This is a genomic window from Aestuariibacter sp. GS-14 (assembly GCF_006494365.1).
GTDB classification, from domain to species: Bacteria; Pseudomonadota; Gammaproteobacteria; order Enterobacterales; family Alteromonadaceae; genus Alteromonas; species Alteromonas mangrovi.
In genome coordinates this window covers 19566-43193 of the sequence record NZ_VHIP01000021.1, presented here as the reverse complement: position 1 = coordinate 43193, position 23628 = coordinate 19566, and the positions used below count along the sequence as shown (strand labels likewise).

General features: G+C 45.6%; 22 protein-coding genes. 12 read left to right on the top strand and 10 right to left on the bottom strand.

The genetic code is table 11. The features are described from left to right. Nucleotide 1 precedes the first annotated feature (1 nt). The 3 genes from FJ444_RS20295 to FJ444_RS20285 are packed head-to-tail and all read right to left on the bottom strand — an operon-like array spanning nucleotide 2 to nucleotide 2856. The gene (locus FJ444_RS20295) at nucleotides 2-1396 is read right to left on the bottom strand and encodes a peroxidase family protein (protein ID WP_140961604.1); all 1395 of its coding nucleotides are present in this window, start codon (nucleotides 1394-1396) and stop codon (nucleotides 2-4) included. Nucleotides 1397-1411: 15 nt separating this feature from the next. Next, nucleotides 1412-2053, bottom strand: coding sequence for a hypothetical protein (locus tag FJ444_RS20290; protein WP_140961602.1), 642 nt, complete (start codon nucleotides 2051-2053; stop codon nucleotides 1412-1414). A gap of 11 nt (nucleotides 2054-2064) precedes the next feature. Continuing rightward, on the bottom strand, nucleotides 2065-2856 hold the full coding sequence (locus tag FJ444_RS20285) for an RNA polymerase sigma factor (protein ID WP_140961600.1): 792 nt from the start codon (nucleotides 2854-2856) through the stop codon (nucleotides 2065-2067). 379 nt (nucleotides 2857-3235) lie between these two features. Here FJ444_RS20285 and FJ444_RS20280 point away from each other — a divergent pair, with 379 nt between their 5' ends. Then, nucleotides 3236-3661 carry a hypothetical protein gene (locus tag FJ444_RS20280; protein ID WP_140961598.1) on the top strand — a complete coding sequence of 142 codons (426 nt, stop codon included), beginning with the start codon at nucleotides 3236-3238 and terminating at the stop codon, nucleotides 3659-3661. Nucleotides 3662-3696: 35 nt separating this feature from the next. On the opposite strand, the gene FJ444_RS21755 is transcribed toward FJ444_RS20280, so the two are convergent. Continuing rightward, a complete protein-coding gene (locus tag FJ444_RS21755) occupies nucleotides 3697-4233 on the bottom strand; it encodes a prepilin-type N-terminal cleavage/methylation domain-containing protein (protein ID WP_140961596.1) in 537 nt (178 codons plus the stop codon). A gap of 209 nt (nucleotides 4234-4442) precedes the next feature. On the opposite strand from FJ444_RS21755, the gene FJ444_RS20270 reads away from it, so the two are divergent. Continuing rightward, on the top strand, nucleotides 4443-5618 hold the full coding sequence (locus FJ444_RS20270) for a PLP-dependent aminotransferase family protein (protein ID WP_140961594.1): 1176 nt from the start codon (nucleotides 4443-4445) through the stop codon (nucleotides 5616-5618). 349 nt (nucleotides 5619-5967) lie between these two features. Here FJ444_RS20270 and FJ444_RS20265 read toward each other — a convergent pair whose 3' ends face one another. After that, the gene (locus FJ444_RS20265; RefSeq protein ID WP_140961592.1) at nucleotides 5968-7383 is read right to left on the bottom strand and encodes a DEAD/DEAH box helicase; all 1416 of its coding nucleotides are present in this window, start codon (nucleotides 7381-7383) and stop codon (nucleotides 5968-5970) included. A 75-nt stretch (nucleotides 7384-7458) separates the two neighbouring features. Then, nucleotides 7459-7671 carry a cold-shock protein gene (locus FJ444_RS20260; protein ID WP_140961590.1) on the bottom strand — a complete coding sequence of 71 codons (213 nt, stop codon included), beginning with the start codon at nucleotides 7669-7671 and terminating at the stop codon, nucleotides 7459-7461. Nucleotides 7672-8480: 809 nt separating this feature from the next. On the opposite strand from FJ444_RS20260, the gene FJ444_RS20255 reads away from it, so the two are divergent. Next, nucleotides 8481-8759 carry a hypothetical protein gene (locus FJ444_RS20255; protein WP_140961588.1) on the top strand — a complete coding sequence of 93 codons (279 nt, stop codon included), beginning with the start codon at nucleotides 8481-8483 and terminating at the stop codon, nucleotides 8757-8759. A 405-nt stretch (nucleotides 8760-9164) separates the two neighbouring features. Beyond that, nucleotides 9165-10250, top strand: a complete 1086-nt coding sequence (locus tag FJ444_RS20250; protein WP_140961586.1) for a DUF3419 family protein — start codon at nucleotides 9165-9167, stop codon at nucleotides 10248-10250. Nucleotides 10251-10299: 49 nt separating this feature from the next. On the opposite strand, the gene FJ444_RS20245 is transcribed toward FJ444_RS20250, so the two are convergent. Then, on the bottom strand, nucleotides 10300-10902 hold the full coding sequence (locus tag FJ444_RS20245; protein WP_140961584.1) for a LysE family translocator: 603 nt from the start codon (nucleotides 10900-10902) through the stop codon (nucleotides 10300-10302). A 269-nt stretch (nucleotides 10903-11171) separates the two neighbouring features. Between FJ444_RS20245 and FJ444_RS20240 the strand changes: the two genes are divergently transcribed. The 3 genes from FJ444_RS20240 (at nucleotide 11172) to FJ444_RS20230 (ending at nucleotide 14968) form a co-directional block, all read left to right on the top strand. Then, complete coding sequence (locus tag FJ444_RS20240) at nucleotides 11172-12602, top strand: PLP-dependent aminotransferase family protein (protein WP_140961582.1); 1431 nt, start codon at nucleotides 11172-11174, stop codon at nucleotides 12600-12602. 529 nt (nucleotides 12603-13131) lie between these two features. After that, a complete protein-coding gene (locus FJ444_RS20235; protein WP_140961580.1) occupies nucleotides 13132-14265 on the top strand; it encodes a hypothetical protein in 1134 nt (377 codons plus the stop codon). Next, a complete protein-coding gene (locus FJ444_RS20230) occupies nucleotides 14195-14968 on the top strand; it encodes a DUF1353 domain-containing protein (RefSeq protein ID WP_140961579.1) in 774 nt (257 codons plus the stop codon). Before FJ444_RS20235 ends, FJ444_RS20230 begins: the two co-directional genes overlap by 71 nt. Before the next feature lie 99 nt (nucleotides 14969-15067). On the opposite strand, the gene FJ444_RS20225 is transcribed toward FJ444_RS20230, so the two are convergent. Then, on the bottom strand, nucleotides 15068-16531 hold the full coding sequence (locus FJ444_RS20225) for a hypothetical protein (RefSeq protein ID WP_140961577.1): 1464 nt from the start codon (nucleotides 16529-16531) through the stop codon (nucleotides 15068-15070). Nucleotides 16532-16553: 22 nt separating this feature from the next. Next, entirely contained in the window at nucleotides 16554-17528 is a 975-nt protein-coding gene (locus FJ444_RS20220) for a hypothetical protein (RefSeq protein WP_140961575.1), read from the bottom strand. A 408-nt stretch (nucleotides 17529-17936) separates the two neighbouring features. On the opposite strand from FJ444_RS20220, the gene FJ444_RS20215 reads away from it, so the two are divergent. Next, nucleotides 17937-18425 carry a VanZ family protein gene (locus FJ444_RS20215; RefSeq protein WP_140961574.1) on the top strand — a complete coding sequence of 163 codons (489 nt, stop codon included), beginning with the start codon at nucleotides 17937-17939 and terminating at the stop codon, nucleotides 18423-18425. Nucleotides 18426-18530: 105 nt separating this feature from the next. Continuing rightward, the gene (locus FJ444_RS20210) at nucleotides 18531-19235 is read left to right on the top strand and encodes a metallophosphoesterase (protein ID WP_140961572.1); all 705 of its coding nucleotides are present in this window, start codon (nucleotides 18531-18533) and stop codon (nucleotides 19233-19235) included. A 772-nt stretch (nucleotides 19236-20007) separates the two neighbouring features. Here the strand turns inward: FJ444_RS20210 and gmd are convergent. Then, nucleotides 20008-21123 carry a GDP-mannose 4,6-dehydratase gene (gmd, locus tag FJ444_RS20205; protein WP_140961570.1) on the bottom strand — a complete coding sequence of 372 codons (1116 nt, stop codon included), beginning with the start codon at nucleotides 21121-21123 and terminating at the stop codon, nucleotides 20008-20010. A 344-nt stretch (nucleotides 21124-21467) separates the two neighbouring features. Here gmd and FJ444_RS20200 point away from each other — a divergent pair, with 344 nt between their 5' ends. The 3 genes from FJ444_RS20200 to FJ444_RS20190 are packed head-to-tail and all read left to right on the top strand — an operon-like array spanning nucleotide 21468 to nucleotide 23621. Next, on the top strand, nucleotides 21468-21884 hold the full coding sequence (locus tag FJ444_RS20200; RefSeq protein ID WP_181405251.1) for a 3-phosphoshikimate 1-carboxyvinyltransferase: 417 nt from the start codon (nucleotides 21468-21470) through the stop codon (nucleotides 21882-21884). A 5-nt stretch (nucleotides 21885-21889) separates the two neighbouring features. Further along, the gene (locus FJ444_RS20195; RefSeq protein ID WP_181405250.1) at nucleotides 21890-23059 is read left to right on the top strand and encodes an outer membrane beta-barrel protein; all 1170 of its coding nucleotides are present in this window, start codon (nucleotides 21890-21892) and stop codon (nucleotides 23057-23059) included. A 1-nt stretch (nucleotide 23060) separates the two neighbouring features. Further along, nucleotides 23061-23621 (top strand): polysaccharide biosynthesis/export family protein, encoded by a 561-nt coding sequence (locus FJ444_RS20190; protein ID WP_140961565.1) that lies wholly within the window; start codon nucleotides 23061-23063, stop codon nucleotides 23619-23621. Nucleotides 23622-23628: the final 7 nt, after the last annotated feature.

Genomic DNA, 23628 nt, shown 5'->3' with positions numbered 1-23628 from the left:
GTTATTCCTCATTTAACAGTACAAAGGTAAGTAAGCCGGGCATGTCTGATACCGCCAAAGCACTTGCCATGCCTGGCATATCTGGTACACCCGGCAACGCAGATACAGAATTTTGAAGGATTTGTTTAAACGCAGATGCCACAATTACGCTGGCCAACGGCCCCAAATACCCTTTGCGGCGAATAGCCGGAGTATGTTGTACGTATTGCGCTTCCCGCAAAATGTAATACCACAAGGGCGTGTGGTGTTTTAACACATCGCCATTCGCCACCTGCGCAAACAGCGAGGTAACCGGTGTATCCATATTGTCGGGTGTGAGTAGCGGAAAATCACTGAGTACCGCACGTACAGGGAGTGCGGCTATTTTATTTTCGTACACTTGTGCCAGCGGGGTATTTTCATTCCAGCTTCGCAGTAAGTTGCGAATTGCCAGCACGTTGTTAGGCCACATCAGGCCGGGAATAACAATGGTGTTTTTAGGGCTTAAATGCACAGCAGCCTGCTTGCCTTTAGGCTGAGCTCTGAATTCGTCGGGAGTGTAAAAGAAGCGCGTCCAGTTTACGCAAACTTCAGGCGGAATGTGAGTGAACCCACTGGTGAAGTAATCACTGCCCGCCCGATAGTTAAACAACTGGCGCAGCGTTAAACGCGTTTTGTGTTCATTTAGCACGTACTCAGGGCGAACCATGGCATGACCAAACCGAAACACCGCCGTATTGAACGCATTAGTGCCCGCTAACTCCTGCTCACTAAACAGCGTATCCATGCAGTCTGCTGCACCAAAGTACGCAGTCCACACTTCGTCCCATAAAATGCGCTTTAAAAAGTCGTGAACCACAATGTGCAGGTAGCGGGCAGTGACTATTTGCCGGGCCATGTCATAAAGTGCAGTGGGGCTATTAGCTGTATTTGGCTGTGCAGATAACTGTTTAACCACCGCGTTGTGAAAGCGAATAAACAGCACATGAAGCTGTGCAATAAGCAGGTTTTCTTCGTTGCGGGTATCGGCTATCAAGGGCGCACCCGCGTCTCCCCGAATAAAATCGTAGGCACCGCTGCCAAGTTTTTTAACCTTTAGTTTGCCGCTTTGCTGATCAACAAACGGTTCGCTAAAGCCAGTGCCGTACAGGCTTGCCAGATCGAGCTCCGGGCGTGCTCTGGGTACTTTTCCGTCGCCGTGTATGGTGCCCATTAACGGTGTATCGGCTGTAGCAAAACGCTGTAAATCGTGATCGATAAACTGGCCAAGATAGGTATAACCGGCAGGCAGATCATGCTCTCCCAATTCCGCCAGGCCGCGCTGGGGGACCTTTGAGATGGCTTCCCCCAAGTCAATCAGCATACCGCGGGTTAACGGAGAGGTTACGCTTTTAGCAATGTGAGGCTGGCCATCCATAGCAACTATTCCTGTCTATTCCATTTCCAGATAAAACCCAATTTCCTGCGGCGTGTTGTGGTTTTCATCTGATACTTCCACGCTGTACTCGCCAGCATGTACCTGATCGCGGGTAAGTGCCACCAACAACTCCCCTTGTTCGTTACCTTTTACCTGGTATTCAAGCACCAGTCTCGCTGATGCTTTTGCCGTTACCCTAACCCAGTAGGTGGCATCCGGTTGGGCAAAGTACGTTTGTACCATGAGCGCCATTACGTCGCTATCTTTTCGCAATACAAACACCGGCAAAGACGACGCCGAGGAACGCACCGTTTCCAGGTATTCAACCTGCGAACTTACCAATCCGCCTGGCGCACTGCCACTTTGCCATACCGCAAAACTCAAAGCACAGGCCGCCAACGTACACGCACTGGCACGCAAAGGCGTTGACCAGCAATACGTGCGTATCCATTGCAACACGCCGGATTCAGCACGGTTTTTATTCACTGCCTCAACCAGGGTTTGACGGAACAACTGATCAATTTCCAGCTTGTCGACTAATTCTGGATGGTCTAACAAATACAACTCAAACTCCATGCGATCGCTGTCTTTCAGCTTTTGTTGTAAATAGCGCTGATGGAATTCTGCTTGCTCAAATTTTGAGATGTTTTGTGTCATGAACGTTACCTTCACTTCGGCCCTTCATTACAACCACGTTGGCATTCACGTTGGCAATGGAACACTTCGGCGGAAGTACAATTATTAATCCGCTGTAACAAGTGATGCGACGCAATGGGTTCTCTCACCCCATGATGAACTTGTGCTGCTGGCAGTGTTTCACCGCACAACAACACAACCAGCCCACACCCCAACAAAGACACCAGTGACAAATCGCTTATCGGTTCATTGATAGCTGCGCTCAGTTTTTGTTTTAAGCGCTGACGCGCACGATACAGCACGCGGTCGAAATGCTCAGGAGACAACGACAGTAAATCGCAAAGATCTTCTTTGGGCGTGCCATGCACAAAATACTCAACCAGAATATCCCGGTCTCTTTCTACCGGCATTTCATTCAGGACGCTCGATACCAAAGACACAATTTTTTCGCGCTGACACCGCTGAGCCGGACCATCCAGCTCTGCAAACAACGTATCGAGTTCGTCGGTGCAATCGGTTTTCTGGCGCTTTTCTTTGCGCTTGTGGGCTATCAGTAAATTGGTGGCGGTACGATGAACAAACGCACTTAAGGCAGCCGCTTCTCGAATGTCACCTGCCCGGGCTTTTACCAGGCAAATACACAAGGCTTCCTGTGCCAGATCGCTGGCCATGCTGTGGTCGTGACAATCGTTAAACAACATTAGATACAGCGCGCGCCAATACCGGCGCACGAGTTGTTCTTCTGCAGACTTACTGCCTGAAACAATACTACTTAACAGAGATTCAGGTGAGCCCGAGATGGCAGGATTATTCTCAGGTGACACCGCATTCTAACTATATGAATTTATGATAAATAAGAGGCTAAGGGAAAAGTGAGAATGAGGCAAGATTAATTGTTAAAAAGTGTCTATAAATTGCGCCATGCCAACCTCCAAGCCTATTCCCGTACCTGTCCCGGGGTCTTCTCGAAGACCGGGCAGATGCCTGACAAGATCCCCGCCTTCGCGGGGATGACGAAATAGAACTCGGGGATGACGAAATAGAACTCGGGGATGGCGAAATAGAACTCGGGGATGGCGATGTAGAAGACCACGGAATATCAACGAATAACAGGAATATAAAAATTTCTTAAAATTAAGTGAGAGAAAACAAATACACACGACACATCACGGTGTAGGTAGCAGAATAAGATGTGAAGTACTCATGCAGCAAAGCAGCAACCAACGAAGTCACAAGTATACATTACAGGAAGATGTTCACTTGCGTATTGGTATCAAACCACCTGCCGATATTGTTACGCCAGACGTGTCATTATTACGCAGTGGTCGTTTGATCATTAAAAAAGGCTACCAGTGGAATGGCCCCAAATGCAGGGGATTCTGGTGTAAAAATGCGGTACGGGGAGCCTTGATTCATCATGTGTTATGCCAGCTTATGCGCGAACAGCACTTACCAGATACCTGTAAATCGGTAGCCGACAAAACCCTGATGCTGCAATGCATCGACGATGGCACACCATCTATAGTAGCCCGATTGCTGTACTCTCTTGCCAAGCGAGAAAATATTGTTCCGGTGAAACACAGTACTTTTGAAGCGTGCGACACCGACATTAACCGTTCCAACTGCTAATCGCACTCAACAAACTGCTACTGTGCCAGGGGCAGTTACATACCATAAATTTTTACGTCGCCAGCCTGGCCGTCGTAATTGTATCCACCGCCGGAATAACTAAACGCATCTGAGTAATACACAAAATGTGGTGAACTGCTTTGATAAACAGCTTCGCCTCCCTCGCTTTTTATGTATCCGCATATCTGGTTGTAGGCAAACGCATTCCAGCCAGGACTCAACACCGACGTAAATGAAGCAGCTACCGAAATAGGTTCAGCATTACTGAACACTTTATTCCACAAATCGGCGCAACCTGCGCTGTTGGTCGTAGAACCCACCGGCCAGCCAACCGAATTAAAGTTAACCGACTGGTTGTCAATTAAAATGGGCGAACTTTGCTTTATCTGATACTTGGAATGCAGCAGTGCCACGCCACTTTTAAATGCACTGGATGTAGCAATGGTAGTGGCATGGTTTGCATCGTCGCTAAAATCCACAAATCTTGGCGCAGCAACCACCGACAATATGCCAATAATTACGATCACAATGATCAGTTCAATTAAGGTAAAACCCCGGTTTTTGTTTTTCATTATAAATTTACCCGACAACTTCAACACGACACGCAATAATACTTAAAAATGCAAACGATTGCGTTCATGCCAATCGTCACCTCGCGGTAATTAATCGTATTTATGCTGCCTATATCTGTATGGAACGAAAATTATTCATGTGTATCTGTACGATTTTTGCTGCAAAGCTAGTATGCTTCGCACATTGAAACATTACTTATCTGGACCTCATGAACCTTACACACCTGCTTACGCCTCAGGCACAAAAAATGGAGTCTTCGCTGGTTCGCGAGCTGCTGCAATATTCTCAACAGCCAGACATTTTGTCGCTGGCTGGCGGCCTGCCCGACGAAACACTGATGCCACCACTGCCCACACTTGCTCCCGTGGCTTCTTTTGCCCAATACGGCCCAAGTGAAGGCGAACCTGCACTGCGCAAACAAATCAGTGAAATAATCAGCGAGCGTGGGCTGTCGGTTGAGTTCAAACAGGTATTGGTTACCAATGGTTCACAGCAAGGATTGGATTTAATCAGTCGCCTGGTGCTGAATCCAGGCGATGTAATACTTACTGAACAGCCGACTTATCTGGCGGCATTACAGGTATTTCAACTGCAAGGCGCGGTAGTAAAAACGGTTGAGTCTGACGAAACAGGCATGAACCCCGACGCCCTCAAAGCAGCCATTGAGCAATACAACCCCAAAGCGGTGTATTTGATCCCTAACTTCCAGAATCCGGCAGGACATTGCTACAGTTTGTCGCGCCGCGAAACCATTGCCAGTATTATTGATGCCAGCAATATTCTGCTGATTGAAGACGACCCATACCGCGATCTGTACTACGACGAAGTAGTGATCACACCTATAGCCAGTATGCTAAACAGCGCGCCCTGGGTGTACATGGGCAGCTTTTCAAAAGTATTGTGGCCTGGTTTGCGGGTAGGCTATGTGTCGGCAAGCCCTGCGGTAGTGCCGTTTTTAGTAAAAATTAAACAAGCCAGCGATTTGCACACTAACCGTTTGGGCCAGTCTCTGGTTTCAACGTTTATCGCAGAAGGTAAATTACCTGCGCATTTAGAAGTGATCCGCTCATCCTATAAAGGAAAGCGCGATGTAATGGCGGCAGCACTGCAACGCGAGCTGGGCGATTGCATGACCATTCACGCCCCTAAAGGCGGCATGTTCTTCTGGATGGCCTTACCCGAAGGTGTATCGTCGAAACAAATTCTGCACGACGCACTGGAACAAAAAGTTCTGGTGTTGCCAGGCACGCCATTTTTCCCCACCAAGGAAGCCTACACCGATGGGTTCCTGCGGTTAAGTTTTGCGCGCCTCTCACATGCTGATATTGAGAAATCCATTAGCGTACTGGCTGGTGTTATTCGCTCACATATAGCTAAGCGCTAATTTAGTCACTCGATCTTAATGAGATCCCCTGTCATCCCGGGCTCGCCCCGGGGCCTAGTCGAACAACACACCAATGCCGAACAAGATCCCCGCCTTCGCGGGGATGACGTGATAGAAAGCGGGGATGCCCCCCTTTTCCGTCGCCCCGGGCTTGACCCGGGGTCTACTCGAACAACATACCAATGCCAAACAAGATCCCCGCCTTCGCGGGGATGACTCCCTTTCCCGTCGCCCCGGGCTCGACCCGGGGTCTACTCAAACAGCGCGCATAAAAAATCCCGGCGTGCTTGCGCAACGCCGGGATGTTCAATTCTTATATCAATAGCACTACGCTAAAGCGCAACAGCGTTTATGCGCGGCTGCCTGCACCCGCCCAAGCACCTTTTTTAGAGGGTGGTGGGGTTCTGCCTTCGCTTCTGCTTTCATTTCGGCCATTTCTTCGACCTTCGTTACGACCTTCGTTACGAGCCTCATTACGGCCCTCACCACGACCAGCACTCCGACCTTTGCCTTCTGAGCGTTTAGGCGCATCTGAGCGCTGACGGGCCTGACCTTCTTTTGGCTTTTTAGGTTTCTTTGGCTTGTTCGATGCTGGTGCACTCGCTTTTACTGCGTGAGTAGGCAACGGTGCGGAAGGCTCGAAACCAACCAGCGTTTCGCGTGGAATATTCTGTTTAATAAAGCTTTCGATATCGCGAAGCTCAGCTACTTCGTCGGCACTCACCAACGACCAGGCACGACCACCCTCACCTGCTCTACCAGTACGGCCAATGCGGTGCACATAGTTAGCCGGTACGTTGGGTAAGTCTAAATTAATTACCGCTGGCAGGCGGTCTATATCAATACCACGGGCGGCAATATCAGTAGCCACTAATACTTCAATGCTACCGTCTTTTAATGCGCTAAGCGCCTTAGTACGTGCACCCTGGCTCTTGTTACCATGTATTGCAGCACTGCGAATCCCTGCACCCGCCAGTCTTTTAACCACTTTGTCGGCGCCATGTTTCGTGCGCGCAAACACCAGGGTTTGCTTGGCATTGTTTTGTTTTAACAACGAAATCAACGCGGGAATTTTTTGCTCTTTGTCTACCGGTACCAGTTTTTGCTCAATCACTTCAACGGTGGAGTTCTGCGGCGTAACCGACAGCTTCACAGGATTGTTGGTTACCGATTCAGCCAGCGCCATTACATCGGGAGCAAACGTTGCCGAAAACAGCAAGGTTTGGCGCTTGGCAGGAATCAATTTCAATATACGTTTGATGTCGTGAATAAAGCCCATATCCAGCATGGTGTCGGCTTCGTCTAACACCAGGATTTCAACTTCTTTCAGCGACACAGCATTTTGCTGATATAAATCCAGCAAACGCCCTGGCGTGGCAATTAACACGTCCGCGCCTTTTCTGAGTGCCATCATCTGCGGGTTAATACCCACTCCACCAAACACAACAGTACTTCTAATCCGCAAATCAGCGCTGTAGTCACGCACATTCTGACCTACCTGAGCTGCCAGCTCACGCGTTGGCGCAAGAATAAGCGCACGCACTCTGCCGCCACGAACATTTCGCGGTGATTCAGACAAACGGTGTAACATAGGCAACGAAAAACCTGCGGTTTTACCGGTACCAGTTTGTGCCGATGCCAGTACATCCTGGCCGTTTAAAATTACCGGAATAACTTGCTGCTGGATAGGAGATGGTGTGGTGTAACCTTGTTTAGCTATAGCGCTAAGAATTGGTGCACAAAGCCCCAATTGGGAAAAAGACATTAATACCTCAGATTGTGTAGGGAAGTGAAACAGAAGGAAGGCTGGCAGACGCAGATGCGCCTGCCTGAAGCGCAATTAGCGTACAACAACCTGAGCCGCTTGTGGGCCTTTGTTGCCTTGCTCAACTACGAATTCAACAGTTTGACCTTCAGTTAAGGTACGAAAACCTTCAGATTCGATAGCGCGGAAATGAACGAATACGTCTTTGCCGCCATTTGCTTGAGAAATAAAGCCAAAACCTTTGCTCTCGTCAAACCATTTTACAGTGCCAGTAGATTTATTAGACATAAATAAAGTCCTTACAAATTAATTAAAAGATAAAAGCCTAACGTGCAGAGAAACTATTGGAGCACTGGGGCGTAAATCGGTTGACATTTATTTATGTATCGGAAAGACGAACAATCAAACAAAGAGTAAACAGATGTAGCAAACAAAGTGGAACGACATAGCACCTTCACAAGGCGGCGCGATAGTAACACTCATTTTGAAAACTACCTAGCACAATTTTTAATCGACACGATAAAGGATTTTGCGATGGGGTGTTTTTCATAGTTCTCTGTCATCCAGGGCTCGATCCGGGACCTACTTAAACAGGCCGGGATATTAATCACCGTCGCCCCGGGGTCTACTCGAACACCATACCTATGCCAAACAAGATCCCCGCCTTCGCAGGGATGACAGTGAGGGACGCGGGGATGACAGTGAGGGGCGCGGGATGACGGTAAGAGCGCGGGATGACGATTGAAAATGCAGGGATGACACTCCCCTTCCCGTCGCCCCGGGGTCTACTTAAACAGCGTGTCGATAACAAACAAGATCCCCTGTCATCCCGGGCTTGACCCGGGACCTACTCAAACAGGCCGGGATATTAATTACCGTCGAACCGGGGCTCGACCCGGGGTCTACTCAAACAGCATGTCGATGCCATACAAGATCCCCGCCTGCGCGGGGATGACTATTAATCTCTTATTCCCGAGCGCGACACGAGCCTTAGTAAAATAAAATCGAAAATCAATTGCCCTGTCCTAAAACTAGAATAATCGGACAGTTACGCCAAGTACGTTGATGCATATAGTCTTTCTCGTGGCTATTCGCCAATGAACATTTCAATAATCGCAAAAGGAAAAGAAAATATGAAAGAACTAAGTCCAGAAGAACTTCAATGTGTCTCTGGTGGAGACATTGACTGGGGCCAAGCGGCAGCAGCAGCGGGTATCATTGCCTTAGGTGTGGCAGTTGTAGCAACTGGAGGAATAGCTTCAATCCCGATCGGTCTCGCTGGTGCGGCTACTGCTGGAGAATTGACACTTGCTGGATTCGGAATCGCCGCTTCAGCGTTTGGAGGATGGGGCATAGGAAATGCTGTAAGTCCTTAAAACTAAGTCTTTAATCAGAGCCTACCCAAACATTAACATGAATATGTTGGGTTAGGCTCTAATTGAAAATATTTGACATTTCTGTTGAGAGAGAAATTTTATGAGCAACCTAAATTCAAATTCGATTTCCATTACATTTTTCTTGATTATATCGACACTACTTATCATCTTGTCTGCACTTGCTGAAGCAAGCGGCAGGCATTTTTCATTCTTAACTTTTCTATGCCTATCTGTAATTGTTTTTCATGTCGCATCACAAAGAACAAAACCATTAAAAATTAGCGACAAAAAATTCCAAAAAAACATCGCAACATTATCATTTTTCACTGTATTCTTCTCAATACTGTCTGCAACTTTAGAACTATAAACAATCGACAACCAACGTAGTTCAGGGAGCAATTAAATATGAATTTACAGTACACATTTTGTAATGAAGATACAAATACGGAAGTAAGTTGTCTGAAACCTGAGTCAAGTATACTAGCTATTGCAGGTAGCGGTTCACGAGTCATACCGTTATTTCTTTCTCGGCCTAAACGACTTGTCTGTATTGATAGTTGCGAGTTTCAACTATTTCTTACAGAAATGAGAATTACTGCAGTAAAGCAGCTCTCTTACAATGAATATTGTATTCTTCTTGGTTACTTAAGCGCCAAATGCTCAGATAGAAAAAAAATATTTGAACGATTAAAAATAGGAACGACTGCAAAAAATTTCATGCACAATTGGTTCGAAGAAATTAATTGGGGCTGCTTAATATTCTCAGGAAACTGGGAAAGACAAGTTGTAAAATCATCTAAAATTTTTAAAAAGCTTGCACTCAAAAAATCGAACATGCTACATGACTGTGAGGACATTAAATTACAAAGCAACTATTTAAAAAAAATAAAATGGCGATTAATATTTGCACTTACCATCATCTCCACCTCTTCAATAGTTCAAAATGGATTTATATCAATCAAACATCTACGATACAAATTAAAAATTAAAAAAACATACAAATCGGCATACATGTATTTATACGGATTATTTAAATTTTGTAGACGAAAAGATATTAAACACAATTACTTCTACTCCCCTTTTATTTTGGGACGATATAATCCCAAAATAGCACCCACGCCGGAGATAAATGAAGAAAATTACGCTCTTTGCAAAAATGCAATACTTAATTGCAAAGTTGAATTTGTAAATAGTAATATATTTCAATACTCCGATAAGAATCAGAATGTTTTTGATTTCATTTCGTTATCAAACGTTTTGGATTATTGCTACACCAGTGCAATTATCAGGAACGTAGAAAAATGCAATAGTTCGTTAAAAAACAACGGAATTGTCTTTATTCGACAACATTCAAGTGCCGGTGAAAATATTCAAACAACCGACACAAATAACATCAGTGAACGATTTTCAATGCAGTTGCTAAACGACGACACCCCTTTTTATAAAATCACCATCTTACAAAAATCGAATTTAGAATTGAAAAATTACTGAATGAGACAGATAGACATCCCGGAATCGCCTGTCGACTCCGGAACAACCATCAGACAATCAGCAGCAAAGTAGCAGCAGTTACTGCGCCCATCGTTAAATTAAAACTGCGGCGTCGTTTGGGCGTACTTAGCCATACGCGCATTTTAGCGCCCGCACCGGCCCATAACGAAATACACGGGAAACCAATTAGCGCAAAGGCCAGCATAATGGTAGCGCCCGATTGAACGTACAATTCACCCGGTTGTGCAAATGTACTTACACTGCCCAGCGCCATCATCCAGGCTTTCGGGTTTACACACTGAAACAGCGCGCCTTCCCACCAGCGTAATGGCCCTCTGGTATTAGCAGTATCTACCTGAATTTCGGCCACCGGCGCACTGGCAATTTTATAAGCCAGCCACAACAAATACAGTGCCCCCACTACATTAAGCACCGAGTACAACACCGGATATAGCGAAAACAGCATGCCAAGCCCAAGCAATACACTTAGCAATAACATGGCAACGCCAAATACAATGCCCAACATATGAGGAATGGTGCGAACGTAACCGTATTGCGCGCCCGAGGCCAATAACATAACGTTATTTGGGCCCGGCGTAACCGTGGTAATAAACGCAAACGTACAAATTGCCAACACCAATGAATGTTCCATAACACTAACTCCTCAATGTAAAACTCAAGCCGAATTTGCTGGCCTTGCTTTGCCCTTAACCTGCAAGCTACAAAGACTTACCTAACCAGTGTGCAAAGCTTAACGAAATCCTCAACACACGGTTAGATGCAGTAGAAACGAAAACGCCACACACAACAGCCAGATTACATTCACTGTATGGTACAAAGTGGCGCAATCTGTATGGTTAATTAACCAAGAAATGCGGTGTATAGTAATGTGTATGGTTTAATAACGTACACAGGTACAGCATGACACTCTACGCACAATTGGCCGACCGACTGCGCGAACACATACAGCTAGGCGTATTTAACAGCGGTGACAAGCTGCCGTCGGTGCGCCAGTTAGCGAACGAACACGGCGTGAGTATTTCAACCGTACAGGAAGCATACAGACAACTGGAAACAGAACAGTTAGTAGAGGCTCGGCCCAAATCGGGCTACTTTGTACCACAAAAACATGCGCAGGTAACCATGCCCAGGGTATCTCGCCCGCCTCAGCGGCCATTGGATGTATCGCAGTGGGAAGATGTACTCAGTATGTTGTTGAATCAGTGTAATCACGCCTTTTGCCAGTTTCAGCATGCCATGCCCGATATGCAGGCCACTACCTTAAAACCACTCTTAAAAACCTTGTACGAATTAAACAAAAACCGTCCGTTCGACGGCATGGTATACGGCGATGTACAGGGCGATTACAGTTTGCGTGAACAACTTACCCGGCTAGTTGCAGCTTCCGGATGCCAGGTGCATCCCGACGAACTGGTGATCACCTCAGGGTGTCAGGAAGCGCTGTCGGTGTGTTTGCGTACCGTGGCCCAGGCAGGCGACATTATTGCCGTAGAGTCGCCCGGCTTTTACGGTGCCATGCAGGCTATAAAAGCAGCCAACTTAAAAGCCCTGGAAATCCCCACGGATCCGGCCAATGGCATGAGCATAGAAGCGCTAAAGCTGGCGATTGATCAATGGCCAATTAAAGCCATTCTGGTAACGCCCACAGTAAACAACCCGCTGGGCTACATCATGCCCCACGAAAAGAAAAAGGCGCTGTATCAGTTGGCGCGCGAATACGACATCGCCATTATTGAAGATGACATCTACGGCGATATTGCCTTTGAATACCCGCGGCCTAAGTCAATCAAGTCGTTCGACGAAGACGGCCGCGTTTTGTTGTGCTCGTCGTTCTCCAAAACGCTGGCCCCCGGTTTCAGGGTGGGCTGGATAGCGCCGGGTAAATACCGCAGCAAAGTTACCCACATAAAATACGTTACCAGCTCTATGTGCCCCACGCTGCCGCAACTGGCGATCGCGAGTTTTATTCGACAAGGCGGCTACGACAAGCACCTGCGCAACATGCGGCAAAAATACAGCAAGGCTCGCGACGCCATGCTCAAAGGCATCAAGCAGTATTTTCCTGAAGGCACACTGGTAAGCTACCCGGAAGGCGGCTTTGTGCTATGGGTAGAATTACCCGCCCAGTACGACGCTGTTAAACTGGCCGAACTAGCCAAAGAAAAAGGCGTAATTGTAGCGCCAGGGCAGTTGTTTTCGGCTACGGGTAAATACCGCAACTGTTTGCGCTTAAACTACAACGACAAAGACAACGACACCCGCATGCGCGGTTTATCCATACTGGGTGAAATCATGCGTGGCATGCACTCCACTCCGTCGCCCCGGGCCTGACCCGGGGTCTACCCAAACAGTGTACCGATGCCAAACAAGATCCCCTGTCATCCCGGGCTCGACCCGGGACCTACTCAAACAGCGTACCGATGCCAAACAAGATCCCCGCCTTCGCGGGGATGACGGTAGAGAATACGGGGGCACGATGGAGAATGCGGGGATGACACTCCCTTACAGTCACCCCGGACTCGACCCGGGGTCTACTCAAACATTGTACTAATGCCAAACAAGATCCCCGCCTGCGCGGGGATGACGGTAGAGAATTCGGGGTCACGATGGAGAATGCGGGGATGACACTCCCCTCCCCGTCATCCCGGGCTCGACCCGGGATCTACTCCAACAACGCACCGGTGCCAAACAAGATCCCGGCCTGCGCGGGGATGACGGTAAGGAGGGCGCGGGATGACACTCCCTTTCTCGTCGCCCCGGACTCGATCCGGGGTCTACTCAAAAAATGAAAGTCTATTAAATGTGAGAGAAATTGAGCTTAACAGCACTTAAGTTTAGGAAACTTCAAAAAGGACTTTTTATGAAAAACCAACTTGTTCCAATATTAACCTTAAGCACGCTTTCAGTATTTAGTAACTTTGCAGAATGTCAAAGTAGCGAAAAAGTAGAATCAACTTTACTAACCATAGATTGCTCAAGCGACAAACAAAAATCTTGTATAGACGGAGCAATTAAAGCATTCGATGCCGCATTCAATGCGTGTTCCGAAGGCCGGCCAAAAGACACCATTAGGTTAGAAACTTTCGCTGATAAAAAATTTACCAGTATCCCATTAAGCGATGTAGACAAGCAGCAACGCAAAGACTGGATTGTTAACGTTGGGAAGAATTGCAGCGCAACACTGAATACGCCATATGATCCCAAAATTTCCTCAAGTTGGGTAAATCAGTTTATGGTAGGTTACTCAATCAACTCTTCTTACAATAAAGATAAAGAACATGAGGGCTTAGGTGAGCGCAGTCCATTTGCTCAATTTGGATTTGACGGTAGATGGGTCTCAGATAACTACAACATATTGCATTGGGAAATAGGAGGCCTTTTTGCAAGTAGCCCAGCGTTGATCGGCGACGATGAAACTCAACCAGCCGAAGATACCACCACAGACAACACAGACTCTAGTGCAGAAATACCAGCGGAAACCCCAGCGGAAGCACCCACTAACAACACTCCAGAAAAACCAACGTTCAACGATGTCTCAGATTCTCTGGATATATATACCAAGGTTACAGTTAATTTCTGGACTGATGATAATGACAAAGAACTGCGTGACTACTTTACGGTTGGTGGCCTTGCCGGTTTCAAAACACGTGAAAGCATTACAGACGAGCAGGACGCCGTAGTTTTCTACTATGGCATACTTTCGGAATACCTTTATTTTGGAAAAAATATGCGGAATGCCAGAAATAGCATTCCGAGAGGTAAAGTTTGGTTGGGTTATCTGAACTTCGAGGAATACGGTGGCTTAGAAGATCAAAAACGACTTTTAATTCGTGGTGAGTGGCAATTGAACTCAGATGAAAATGCCGATCCCAACGACGGCCGTTTTGTTGTTGGTGTGAAAGCCAATTTAGGTAAGGGTGCTGATGATGTTGGTATTTTCTTCGCTTACCGCTCGGGGTTCGACAGCATCAAATCATTCATCACCGGCAACTAAAGATCTGCAAATGAATACAAAACTAACCTATCCGAAGAAAAACAGGAATAAAGCTGGTTTTAAAGTGATACTGCACGGCCTTCCTGCCGTGCAGCCACAGTTGATTAAAACTACAGGCTTGAGATTAGCTTGTAAAATACACGCTATGGCCATGCCCAGGAAATACAAATTAACGCAAAACTGGCGCATAGAAATATTCAACTTCGAGAACGAAGAAGGTGAGTGTGTCGATTTTGATATTTGCATACCTGAAGGTACAGAAATTGATGGTGCCAGTATTCCCGCGCCTTGGTTAATCGCATTACTTTCTTTTGGCGTACTGCGACCTATGGGAATATTGTTCACTGCAAGTATTGTTCATGACTATGCATTTAAACATGGCGCACTGCCTTATACCCAACCCAAGAAAAATTACCAAATGCGCCACAATGCCGACAAACTGTTTAAGGATATAACGACAACAGTTAATGAAGCGCCGGTTGCCGCCTACATTGCCTGGTGGGGAGTTCGACTTGGTGTTTTAGGGTACAAAAAGCCATTGGTAACGTACGTTTCAACATGGAACGAACAATTAACTGGACCTACGCCATATCAACTCAGGAAACGTGCAGTTCTGGAGCGCGGCCGATTCCCCATTCAACTTACCCTGCTAACAATCGCAGTAGTGATACTGGCAATTCAATTTTTGATTTGGATTATGTAATTTTAAGTGCACAACTAATATGTGCTTATAATTCATACAGATATAAAAAAGCGGAGAATTGTTACTCCGCTTTTCTATATGATCTAAGTAACCTACTGCTTATTGCCAATAAAATTCAGGCCGCCAAAATCTTTTGTCACCGAAGTCACCGTGTTTGATTGGCTCCGCTACCTTCTCTCCGGTGTCTCGGTACTCCATTGTTTGTCGTAAGCCAAACAATTTTAAGTGAACGTTACTTAACTCTTGTCCCTGATAACTCGTAAATAACGGAACCGCCCACTTTGCATTCTCCCATCTGCCAGCTACTCGATCTAAGGTGGTTTCCGGGTTGGTAAGTAAATAATCAAGCCAGATAAGTAAGCTGCCCTCTGGTGCCGCACCAAAAGCTGATTGCTCTTGATCTTCATTTACCGGATGCAACATTAGGTTATAGAACTTTGTTTCTTTATGGGACGCGAGATAGGGCAATGTTTTCTGCATAAAATTTCTGAGTGAATCAGCTGCAGCCATATGAATAATTTTCTCGTATTTAAGCCCGGGAAATTCACTCACTATATCATTTGCTATGATGGCGCCCATGCTATGACCCACTAACGTGATCTCAACATTCTGTTGTGTTTCGATTGTTCTGAGCAACTGAGCAACAATGCCGTTTGGTTTACCATTTTTAAAATAAGGTGATTGCTCTTCACATTGATGGACATCTCCAACTTGCTTGTCATCGTCATCAATTTTATTGCCAAAAGACTGGCCCACTCCTTCGTAGGTTAAGTCTTGCTGGCGATACATTAGGGTCTTCGCTCTCCTCTGCATAATTCCCCAGGCTTGGTTCGCTACGCCTTCAATAAGTGGCGTAGAGATTAGCCGCAATATTCCAGGAACCACTTGTATTGCTGCATATGTAACCTGCTCACCAAAAGACTTATCACTCCCTTTACCAGTGTATAAAACTTTCGGCTGTTCAAAATCTTTAAGTCGCGCCTGAATATCTTTTTCATAAAATCCGCTGAGTCGATACCTGTGTCCATTAATAAAATTAGCCCCTTGATCCCAAAATGATTCAGGAATAGCGGCCACGCCTCTAAGCAAGTCACTTGCGATATAAAACGGTGAGCTTGGAATAGTGTTCCATTTAGAGCGATCTACACCGTTTCGCACTCTAAAATACCGATCGTTCAGCGTTGTAGCTGCACCAGAGCGCCATCCTATGAATATTGGATAGTAACCGTCTTGCTTAGCATCTTCGTAATGGTTTTCAACTCTGTCGATATTTGCGCTAATTGAATTTAGGCCACCATGAATAGAAATCAGGATTTTTCTGGGCTTTCCGGGGCGAGATTTAAAATACTCCTCCATTTCAGTAGCCATACCAGCCAAATGTGAATTAAGCCCGCACTGCCAGTGAGGAGTCCGGTCTGAAGATTCCTTATGGTTAAACAACGATAAGAAATTGCCGTTTGTATTAGCTGCAACTTGATGGTATCGAGCTTCATCCTCTAGCTTCGGCAAACTAGTACATCCTCCCAAGGCCACACTTAACGCAATCATCAATAGCTTTTTCATATTCACACCTTTTAATTTTTTGCTACAGGTCAGAGGTTAATTGTGCTGTTTGTTCATTTGACAGTGGCGGACTTACCAGGTCATCAAACTGTTGTCTTTCTATTTCACATTTTTCGTCCTCGAACATTTTTTCCCAAAAACCAAGCTCTTTTAAACAAGTTACATATTGCGAAAGTGCGAGATATCTTGCTTCACTGGATTGCAAAATGGCCGTTGTCTCATCAAAGCGCGTAACGAACTGACGTAGCTGACTATTTTTAAAGCTATCTTCCAGATTTTGAAGGCTTTTACTTACCTTTCCAACACTAGTACTCAAAGTATCAATCTCTGATTTTGCCTCGTTTACCTGCTCCGAAATTGAATCAAAATTATTAACGCTTCCTTCAGGTATTTGGGCGGTCGCAATATATTGGTTTATCTTTGTGGTTAAATTAGTAATTTCACTTTTAATTTTAGTAGAATTCAAATTTGAAACCTCAGTAAGCTTCACCATCTCTTTTTGTGAATTTTGATTTACAGTATTACTCACTGTTTCGCTGGAGGAATTAATAAGCGGCTTGATTAAAAGGCTGGTTATCAGGCCCTGCCCAAAATATTGATACCAATTCCCTTCACTTACTGCTTTTTTGAATATTTCAGTTTCTGATATTAGATAGTCTGTATCATTATTAAATTGAATATATTTCGCTTCAATTCCATGTTCTTTTATTTCTTGTACCAACTCTGCAACTAGCTTTTCTGTATTTACCTTTGACTGATGTTCGTTAACAGCACCGTAAATCAATGAAAAGGGAAAGAAAAATCCAATTGCCAAAATTGATGCAGCAGTCCACCATTTTTTCGTTTTACCCTGCGTAGTAACCGCAAAAAAAGGAATACCCAGTAGAGCAACGAAATTTAGTGTATTCGACACGATCATCTTGCCTATATCTAAATTACCTGACCTAAAAGCGACACATGCGGCGTCAATTAATTCCCCAATAAAATTAAAATCCATGTCCATTTTCTCCTTTTCTTAATAATAAGAAAGGTGCAACCGCATCTTATTTCTCCCACTAATTTTTTAAGATTTAAATAAATCGACTCGTTTAGCTTCTATTCAAATACCGCAATTTGCCAAATGAGATCCCCGCCTTCGCGGGGATGACGGTAAGGAGGGCGCGGGGATGACGGTGAGTGGAGCGCGGGGATGACGGTGAGTGGAGCGCGGGGATGACGGTGAGTGGAGCGCGGGGATGACGGTGAGTGGAGCGCGGGCCTGACACGGAGTCTACTAAAGCCAAAACATTTATCCCAAAAACCAACAACTAACCGCAAAAGCACCCTAAAACACCCTATTTCTTTAGAAAGCCTTTACAATTTGCGCTATTCTTACAGAAATCCAAGTACACACCCGGCACAGGACATGTCTGTTCAGGAAGAACTTATTACCAAACCACCTAAATCAAGGCCGTTAATTCCGTTTCCGGTGATTCTGGTTGTGGTGTTTTCCATATTGTCGGCGCTGTTTTTTGTACCCGTTCCAAAATGGATGAGTGGCCCACTGGGCGCTGCCATTCTAAATACCGGGCACATTATCTTTTTTAGCGTATTTGCGATGGCCTTTTACCGGTTTACCAAAGGTAAAAACCGCACGCGCATACCCCGCTTTTTGCTGATGGTGTTTCTATTAAGTTTGCTTATAGAACTGCTGCAAAGCTCTGTGGGCAGGTCGTTTCAATGGAGCGACATTCTGCGCAACATACTTGGCACCCTATTAGGCATTAGCATACTGCTGCATTTTCAGCGCCCGCATAAACCCCACTGGGCGCTGCGCATTTCACTATTCATTGCCATTTCGGTGGCCGTGGTAATAGAACGCATTCCACTAATCGAAAAACTCGCAAGCCTCTAGCGCACTGGTAACCGCTCACATACAGGATTGCCCCTTGGTAACTGGCGCAGTAAGCAGTAACATAGCCAAAACCGTTGAATTTAAGTTAAGTACCTCCACAGCGATATGAATGTTAAAACCACCGCAATAAGTAAAGCGCCATTGTGTAAAAGCCTTACCATACCGGATACCCAACGCGTATTTGTGGTAGGCGACTTAGACGGCAATTACGCAAAACTGCAGGCAGAACTTAGCAAGGTACATTTTAATGCCGAAGAAGACGTGCTGATTAGCCTGGGCGATATTATTGATCGCGGGCCAGATAGCGCCACACTGGTGGAGTACTTTCAGGCAATAGGCGCGCATGTGGTGCTGGGCAATCACGAACACATGATGATGGAGTCGCTAATGAGCCGCGACACCTTTGCCCTGAGGCTATGGACCCAAAACGGCGGCAAATGGCATCAGGGGGCGTCGGTACAAACCCTGCTTACCCTGTGCCGTTGGTTTATTAAGCAGCCCCTTGCAATTAAATTAGAGTACAAGGGGCATACCATCGGCATATCGCATACCCTGCCTGTTACCTGGAGCTGGGAAACCATGCCCGGCAACACCGAAGCCTGTGTATGGCCGCTGCTATGGGACAGAGAGCGCTTCACCAAACGCAAACACAATATTAATCACGGGGTGGATTTTTCCGTTCACGGCCACAACTCTACGCCAGAGTGTATTTGGATTGGCAACTCATATCACATTGATACCGGCCGATTCGGCAGCCCTACGGTAATTAACCTAAGCGATACAATTGACGCGTTTAAGCAGCGCAACTAGCCCAAACAAGATCCCCTGTCATCCCGGGCTTGACCCGGGACCTACTAAAACAGGCCGTGATCTTAATAACCGTCATCCCGGGCTCGACCCGGGACCTACTCAAACAGGCCGTGATCTTAATAACCGTCATCCCGGGCTCGACCCGGGATCTACTCAAACAACGCGCCAAAGCCAAACAAGATCCCCGCCTGCGCGGGGATGACAGTAAGGAGGACGCGGGGATGACGGTTTAATGTTACGCGGGATGATAGTGATTAGAACGCGAAGATGACACTCCCTTTCTGTCACCCTGCCCACATTCCGTCATCCCGGGCTTGACCCGGGACCTACTAAAACAGGCCGTGATCTTAATAACCATCACCCCGGGCTCGACCCGGGGCCTACTCAAACAACGCGCCAAAGCCAAACAAGATCCCCGCCTGCGCGGGGATGACGAATAGAAGGACGCGGGGATGACGGTTTAATGTTACGCGGGATGAAAGTTATTAGAACGCGAAGATGACACTCCCTTTCTGTCACCCGGCCCACATTCCGTCATCCCGGGCTCGACCCGGGGCCTACCCAAACAACGTACAAAAGCCAAACAAGATCCCCGCCTGCGCGGGGATGACGGTTATTGGAACACGAGGATGACAGTGATTGAAACGCGGGGATGATGGTAGAAAAAACGCGGGAATAACGCAAAAAGCAGCAGAAGCAATGAATAACACAAAAATCGCATGGAGAAATACATGCGACATAAAACACAATTAAGTAACGAAAACTAACCTAATTATTCTTTAGCAACAGGCACTTCGTAGCCATGTTTTTTCAGTAAAGCATGCTGACGTGCCTTTTGAAGATCAGACGCCACCATTTCGGCGCACATTTGTTCAACGGTTATCTCTGGCTCCCACCCCAGCTTTATTTTTGCCTTGGAAGGATCACCAAGTAAGGTATCTACTTCTGCCGGGCGAAAATAACACGGGTCGATTTTTATAATAACTTTGCCCACGCTAACACCTGGCGCAATGCTTTTATCAACCTGAGTAACCGTAGCAATTTCATTCACCCCAGTACCGCTAAACTCCACTTCAATCCCCGCTTCTTTGCAGCTCATTCGCACAAATTCGCGCACAGAAATCTGTTTACCCGTGGCAATAACATAATCTTCCGGGGTATCTTGCTGAAGCATCATCCATTGCATACGCACATAATCTTTTGCATGCCCCCAGTCCCGCAGCGCATCTAAATTCCCCAGATACAAACACGGCTCTAATCCCTGAGAAATATTAGCAATTCCACGAGTGATTTTGCGGGTAACAAAGGTTTCACCTCTGCGAGGTGATTCATGGTTGAACAAAATACCATTACAAGCATACATGCCATAAGATTCGCGGTAATTAACCGCAATCCAATAGGCATACAGTTTTGCTACACCATAGGGCGAACGAGGATGAAATGGAGTGGTTTCGGTTTGTGGGGTTTCCCGCACCAAGCCATACATTTCAGACGTAGACGCCTGATAAAATCGCGTTTTCTTTTCCATGCCTAAAAAACGGATGGCTTCTAACAACCGCAATGTGCCAAGCGCATCTACATCGGCCGTATACTCCGGCGACAAGAACGATACCGCCACATGCGACTGAGCCCCCAGATTATAAACTTCGTCGGGCTGCACTTCCTGCAAAATGCGCGTAAGGTTAGACGTATCCGTTAAGTCACCATAATGCAAAAAGAACTTTGGTTTGGCATGACGGGGATCTTCGTAAATATGATCCACACGCTCCGTATTAAACAAAGACGCACGACGCTTTATACCGTGAACCTCATACCCTTTTTCTAACAACAACTCAGCTAGGTATGAACCATCCTGGCCGGTTACACCGGTAATAAGCGCTTTTTTCATAGTGCTACTCTGCAATCCCTTAAAGGTTAAACTTTATACATTTGCATAATACCAACCACATGCGCAAAAAAACTACTCTTAATTCTTAATTACTTACTGCACCAACCACTTCACACAACAATTAAAATCACAGCCCCTTGCACACATGCTCATCAACCAGTGTTCGTAAGCATCACAATACTGTAAGATGTTGGATAGATAATTGCATTGCAATAACGTAAACACGCTTGTAAGTTGTAGCACATTGGACGTACTGCATTTTTTGTATGCAAAACGCGCCAAAATGTTGCAATATGTAGCACTTAAACGGTGCAAATAATAAAAGGTAAATTACAGGGATCACGGTGAATAGAAGTACATCTCAATCTACTAACGATCCAGCCTTACAAAGCATACTCGACAGAATGCCACCCGAGGTTGCCAATTCGTTTACCGAAGAACAACTGTCGCACCTGCACAGCGCGTTAGGCGCAAGAAGCTGGAAAAAGCACTCAGTAGATATTCGTTCTACCTTCCCTGTACCGTTTGTTAAGCGTCAAATTTATTTTGTTTTATTAATGGGCCGAAACCGTCGGGATTTAACTCGCCGGGAAAAGCAAATATCAGCAATTACATTTGCATTATTCATTGCTACGTTTATTGGCGCATCAACACTGTTTGGCTTGTTGGTGCTGTATTTAATAAAATCGGCCCTTGGAATTAACTTATTTAAAGGTTTTTCCCTGGGAATCTGGGATTGGTTTAAAGGTTTATGGAAGTAACAGGAATGCGTAACCGTACTAAATTTACATTATCAACAATTGCTTTAGCCCTTTGCAGTTCAATGGCTTTGGCACAGGAAGATGCAACCGGCTTTTTTGCAAAAGCCGATACCACACTGGCGCACGACGACAACATTTACCGTGTAACCGACGACCTTGCGCAGTCAGACACCTACCTTTCCGTTGCTCCCGAATTAAAGTTAATTGGCGGTTTTGGCAAACAGCGTTTCGAGCTTAGCTATAACGGCGATTATTCAAAGTTTGCCGATACCAGCGATGCTGATTACAGCGATCATGATATTCGCGCAAAGATTAATTTTGATCATTCGTTGAGATTCACAAGTAAATTTGAAGCCGGTTATCAAAAAGAACATGAAGATCCAGGTTCAATAAACCGAATTCAACTCGACATTACTGAATACAACAAATTCAACCAGAACTATTTTTTAGCCGGATTTGCTTATGGTGGTGAAAGTGCAGCTGGGAGAATAGCTTTAGAGTATCGTAAAAACCAAAAAGATCACATAAATAACAACCTGAATTTCTTAGATTTTGTGAGTGACGAATTTATCGGTCGTTTTACATTCAGATTAGCCCCAAAGACGCGTGCTTATTTGGAAACCATATATGCTGACAATGACTATGAAAACGTAAACGGATTTGAGCTGGATAATATCTACAAGCGATATAGAGTTGGATTAACATGGGATTTTACCAATAAACTCTCTGGCGATATAAATATTGGTTACCAAGACCGTGATTATGATCTAGAAACACTTCGTGATATTGATGGCCTAGCCTATAACGGGCAAGTTAATTGGTCGATTAACACCTATACAACATTGGAAATGGTTGCTAGAAGAGAATCAATAGATTCATCTCTAGAACAGACTGGTGGTTTTCTCCGCACTAGCTACGGACTTAATCTTAGCCACGAATTATCAGAATTGATGAAAATAGAAGCTAGTGCAGGTTATGCCAGCGACGAATTGGTATTTACAACAGCGCGTAAAGACGACCGTTTTATCTCAAAAATAGCATTAGAATACTCAGTTCTGCGTAATATAGCAGTAGGTTTAAGTTACTCATACGAACAACGTGACTCTACTGATTTGTTAGCTGAATTCGAAGCCAACATTTTTGGAATAAATGTAATATTTTCAATGGATGAATAAAATGCATAACATATTAAATTCGAAAAGAGCATTATTCACTTATTTCTTGTTTACAATCCTGACGTGTTTAGTTGTTAGCACAAGTGCATACGCTCAGGATTTACAGCACTACAAACTAGGTGCGGATGATGTTATTTCGGTAAGTGTATTCGACGAGCCCGATTTAAGCTTACGCGAAGCCAGAGTTTCGAGTACAGGCACCATTGCCATGCCACTAATCGGGCAAGTAAACGTTAAGGGTTTAAGCATTGCACAAGCAGAGCAAGCTATTCACAATTTGTATTTGGGCGACTACTTAAAGAAACCAGATATTACTGTAACCATAGTAGAATACCGGCAGTTTTATGTTAACGGGGAAGTGAGTAAACCCGGTGGATACAGTTACCGTGAGGGTATGACAGTTCAACGTGCAATTACGCTGGCTGGAGGCTTTACCGAACGCGCTTCCAGAAGCAAAATTTTACTCGTGCGCGAAAACTCTAATGGAATGCCAATAACAGCCGATCTCACTACACCAGTGCAGCCAGGTGACGTCATTACAGTAGAAGAAAGCTTTTTCTAAAGGAATT

What these genes read in the sequence shown, in the direction of transcription:
- FJ444_RS20270 (WP_140961594.1), top strand. Translation starts at nt 4,443, where the DNA reads ATGAACCTTACACACCTGCTTACGCCTCAGGCACAAAAAATGGAGTCT.
- FJ444_RS20240 (WP_140961582.1), top strand. Translation starts at nt 11,172, where the DNA reads ATGACACTCTACGCACAATTGGCCGACCGACTGCGCGAACACATACAG.
- FJ444_RS20255 (WP_140961588.1), top strand. Translation starts at nt 8,481, where the DNA reads ATGAACATTTCAATAATCGCAAAAGGAAAAGAAAATATGAAAGAACTA.
- FJ444_RS20210 (WP_140961572.1), top strand. Translation starts at nt 18,531, where the DNA reads ATGAATGTTAAAACCACCGCAATAAGTAAAGCGCCATTGTGTAAAAGC.
- FJ444_RS20295 (WP_140961604.1), bottom strand. Translation starts at nt 1,396, where the DNA reads ATGGATGGCCAGCCTCACATTGCTAAAAGCGTAACCTCTCCGTTAACC.
- FJ444_RS20190 (WP_140961565.1), top strand. Translation starts at nt 23,061, where the DNA reads ATGCATAACATATTAAATTCGAAAAGAGCATTATTCACTTATTTCTTG.
- FJ444_RS20235 (WP_140961580.1), top strand. Translation starts at nt 13,132, where the DNA reads ATGAAAAACCAACTTGTTCCAATATTAACCTTAAGCACGCTTTCAGTA.
- FJ444_RS20230 (WP_140961579.1), top strand. Translation starts at nt 14,195, where the DNA reads ATGATGTTGGTATTTTCTTCGCTTACCGCTCGGGGTTCGACAGCATCA.
- FJ444_RS20215 (WP_140961574.1), top strand. Translation starts at nt 17,937, where the DNA reads ATGTCTGTTCAGGAAGAACTTATTACCAAACCACCTAAATCAAGGCCG.
- FJ444_RS20250 (WP_140961586.1), top strand. Translation starts at nt 9,165, where the DNA reads ATGAATTTACAGTACACATTTTGTAATGAAGATACAAATACGGAAGTA.
- gmd (WP_140961570.1), bottom strand. Translation starts at nt 21,123, where the DNA reads ATGAAAAAAGCGCTTATTACCGGTGTAACCGGCCAGGATGGTTCATAC.
- FJ444_RS20260 (WP_140961590.1), bottom strand. Translation starts at nt 7,671, where the DNA reads ATGTCTAATAAATCTACTGGCACTGTAAAATGGTTTGACGAGAGCAAA.
- FJ444_RS20195 (WP_181405250.1), top strand. Translation starts at nt 21,890, where the DNA reads ATGCGTAACCGTACTAAATTTACATTATCAACAATTGCTTTAGCCCTT.
- FJ444_RS20290 (WP_140961602.1), bottom strand. Translation starts at nt 2,053, where the DNA reads ATGACACAAAACATCTCAAAATTTGAGCAAGCAGAATTCCATCAGCGC.
- FJ444_RS20220 (WP_140961575.1), bottom strand. Translation starts at nt 17,528, where the DNA reads ATGGATTTTAATTTTATTGGGGAATTAATTGACGCCGCATGTGTCGCT.
- FJ444_RS20225 (WP_140961577.1), bottom strand. Translation starts at nt 16,531, where the DNA reads ATGAAAAAGCTATTGATGATTGCGTTAAGTGTGGCCTTGGGAGGATGT.
- FJ444_RS20265 (WP_140961592.1), bottom strand. Translation starts at nt 7,383, where the DNA reads ATGTCTTTTTCCCAATTGGGGCTTTGTGCACCAATTCTTAGCGCTATA.
- FJ444_RS20280 (WP_140961598.1), top strand. Translation starts at nt 3,236, where the DNA reads ATGCAGCAAAGCAGCAACCAACGAAGTCACAAGTATACATTACAGGAA.
- FJ444_RS20245 (WP_140961584.1), bottom strand. Translation starts at nt 10,902, where the DNA reads ATGGAACATTCATTGGTGTTGGCAATTTGTACGTTTGCGTTTATTACC.
- FJ444_RS21755 (WP_140961596.1), bottom strand. Translation starts at nt 4,233, where the DNA reads ATGAAAAACAAAAACCGGGGTTTTACCTTAATTGAACTGATCATTGTG.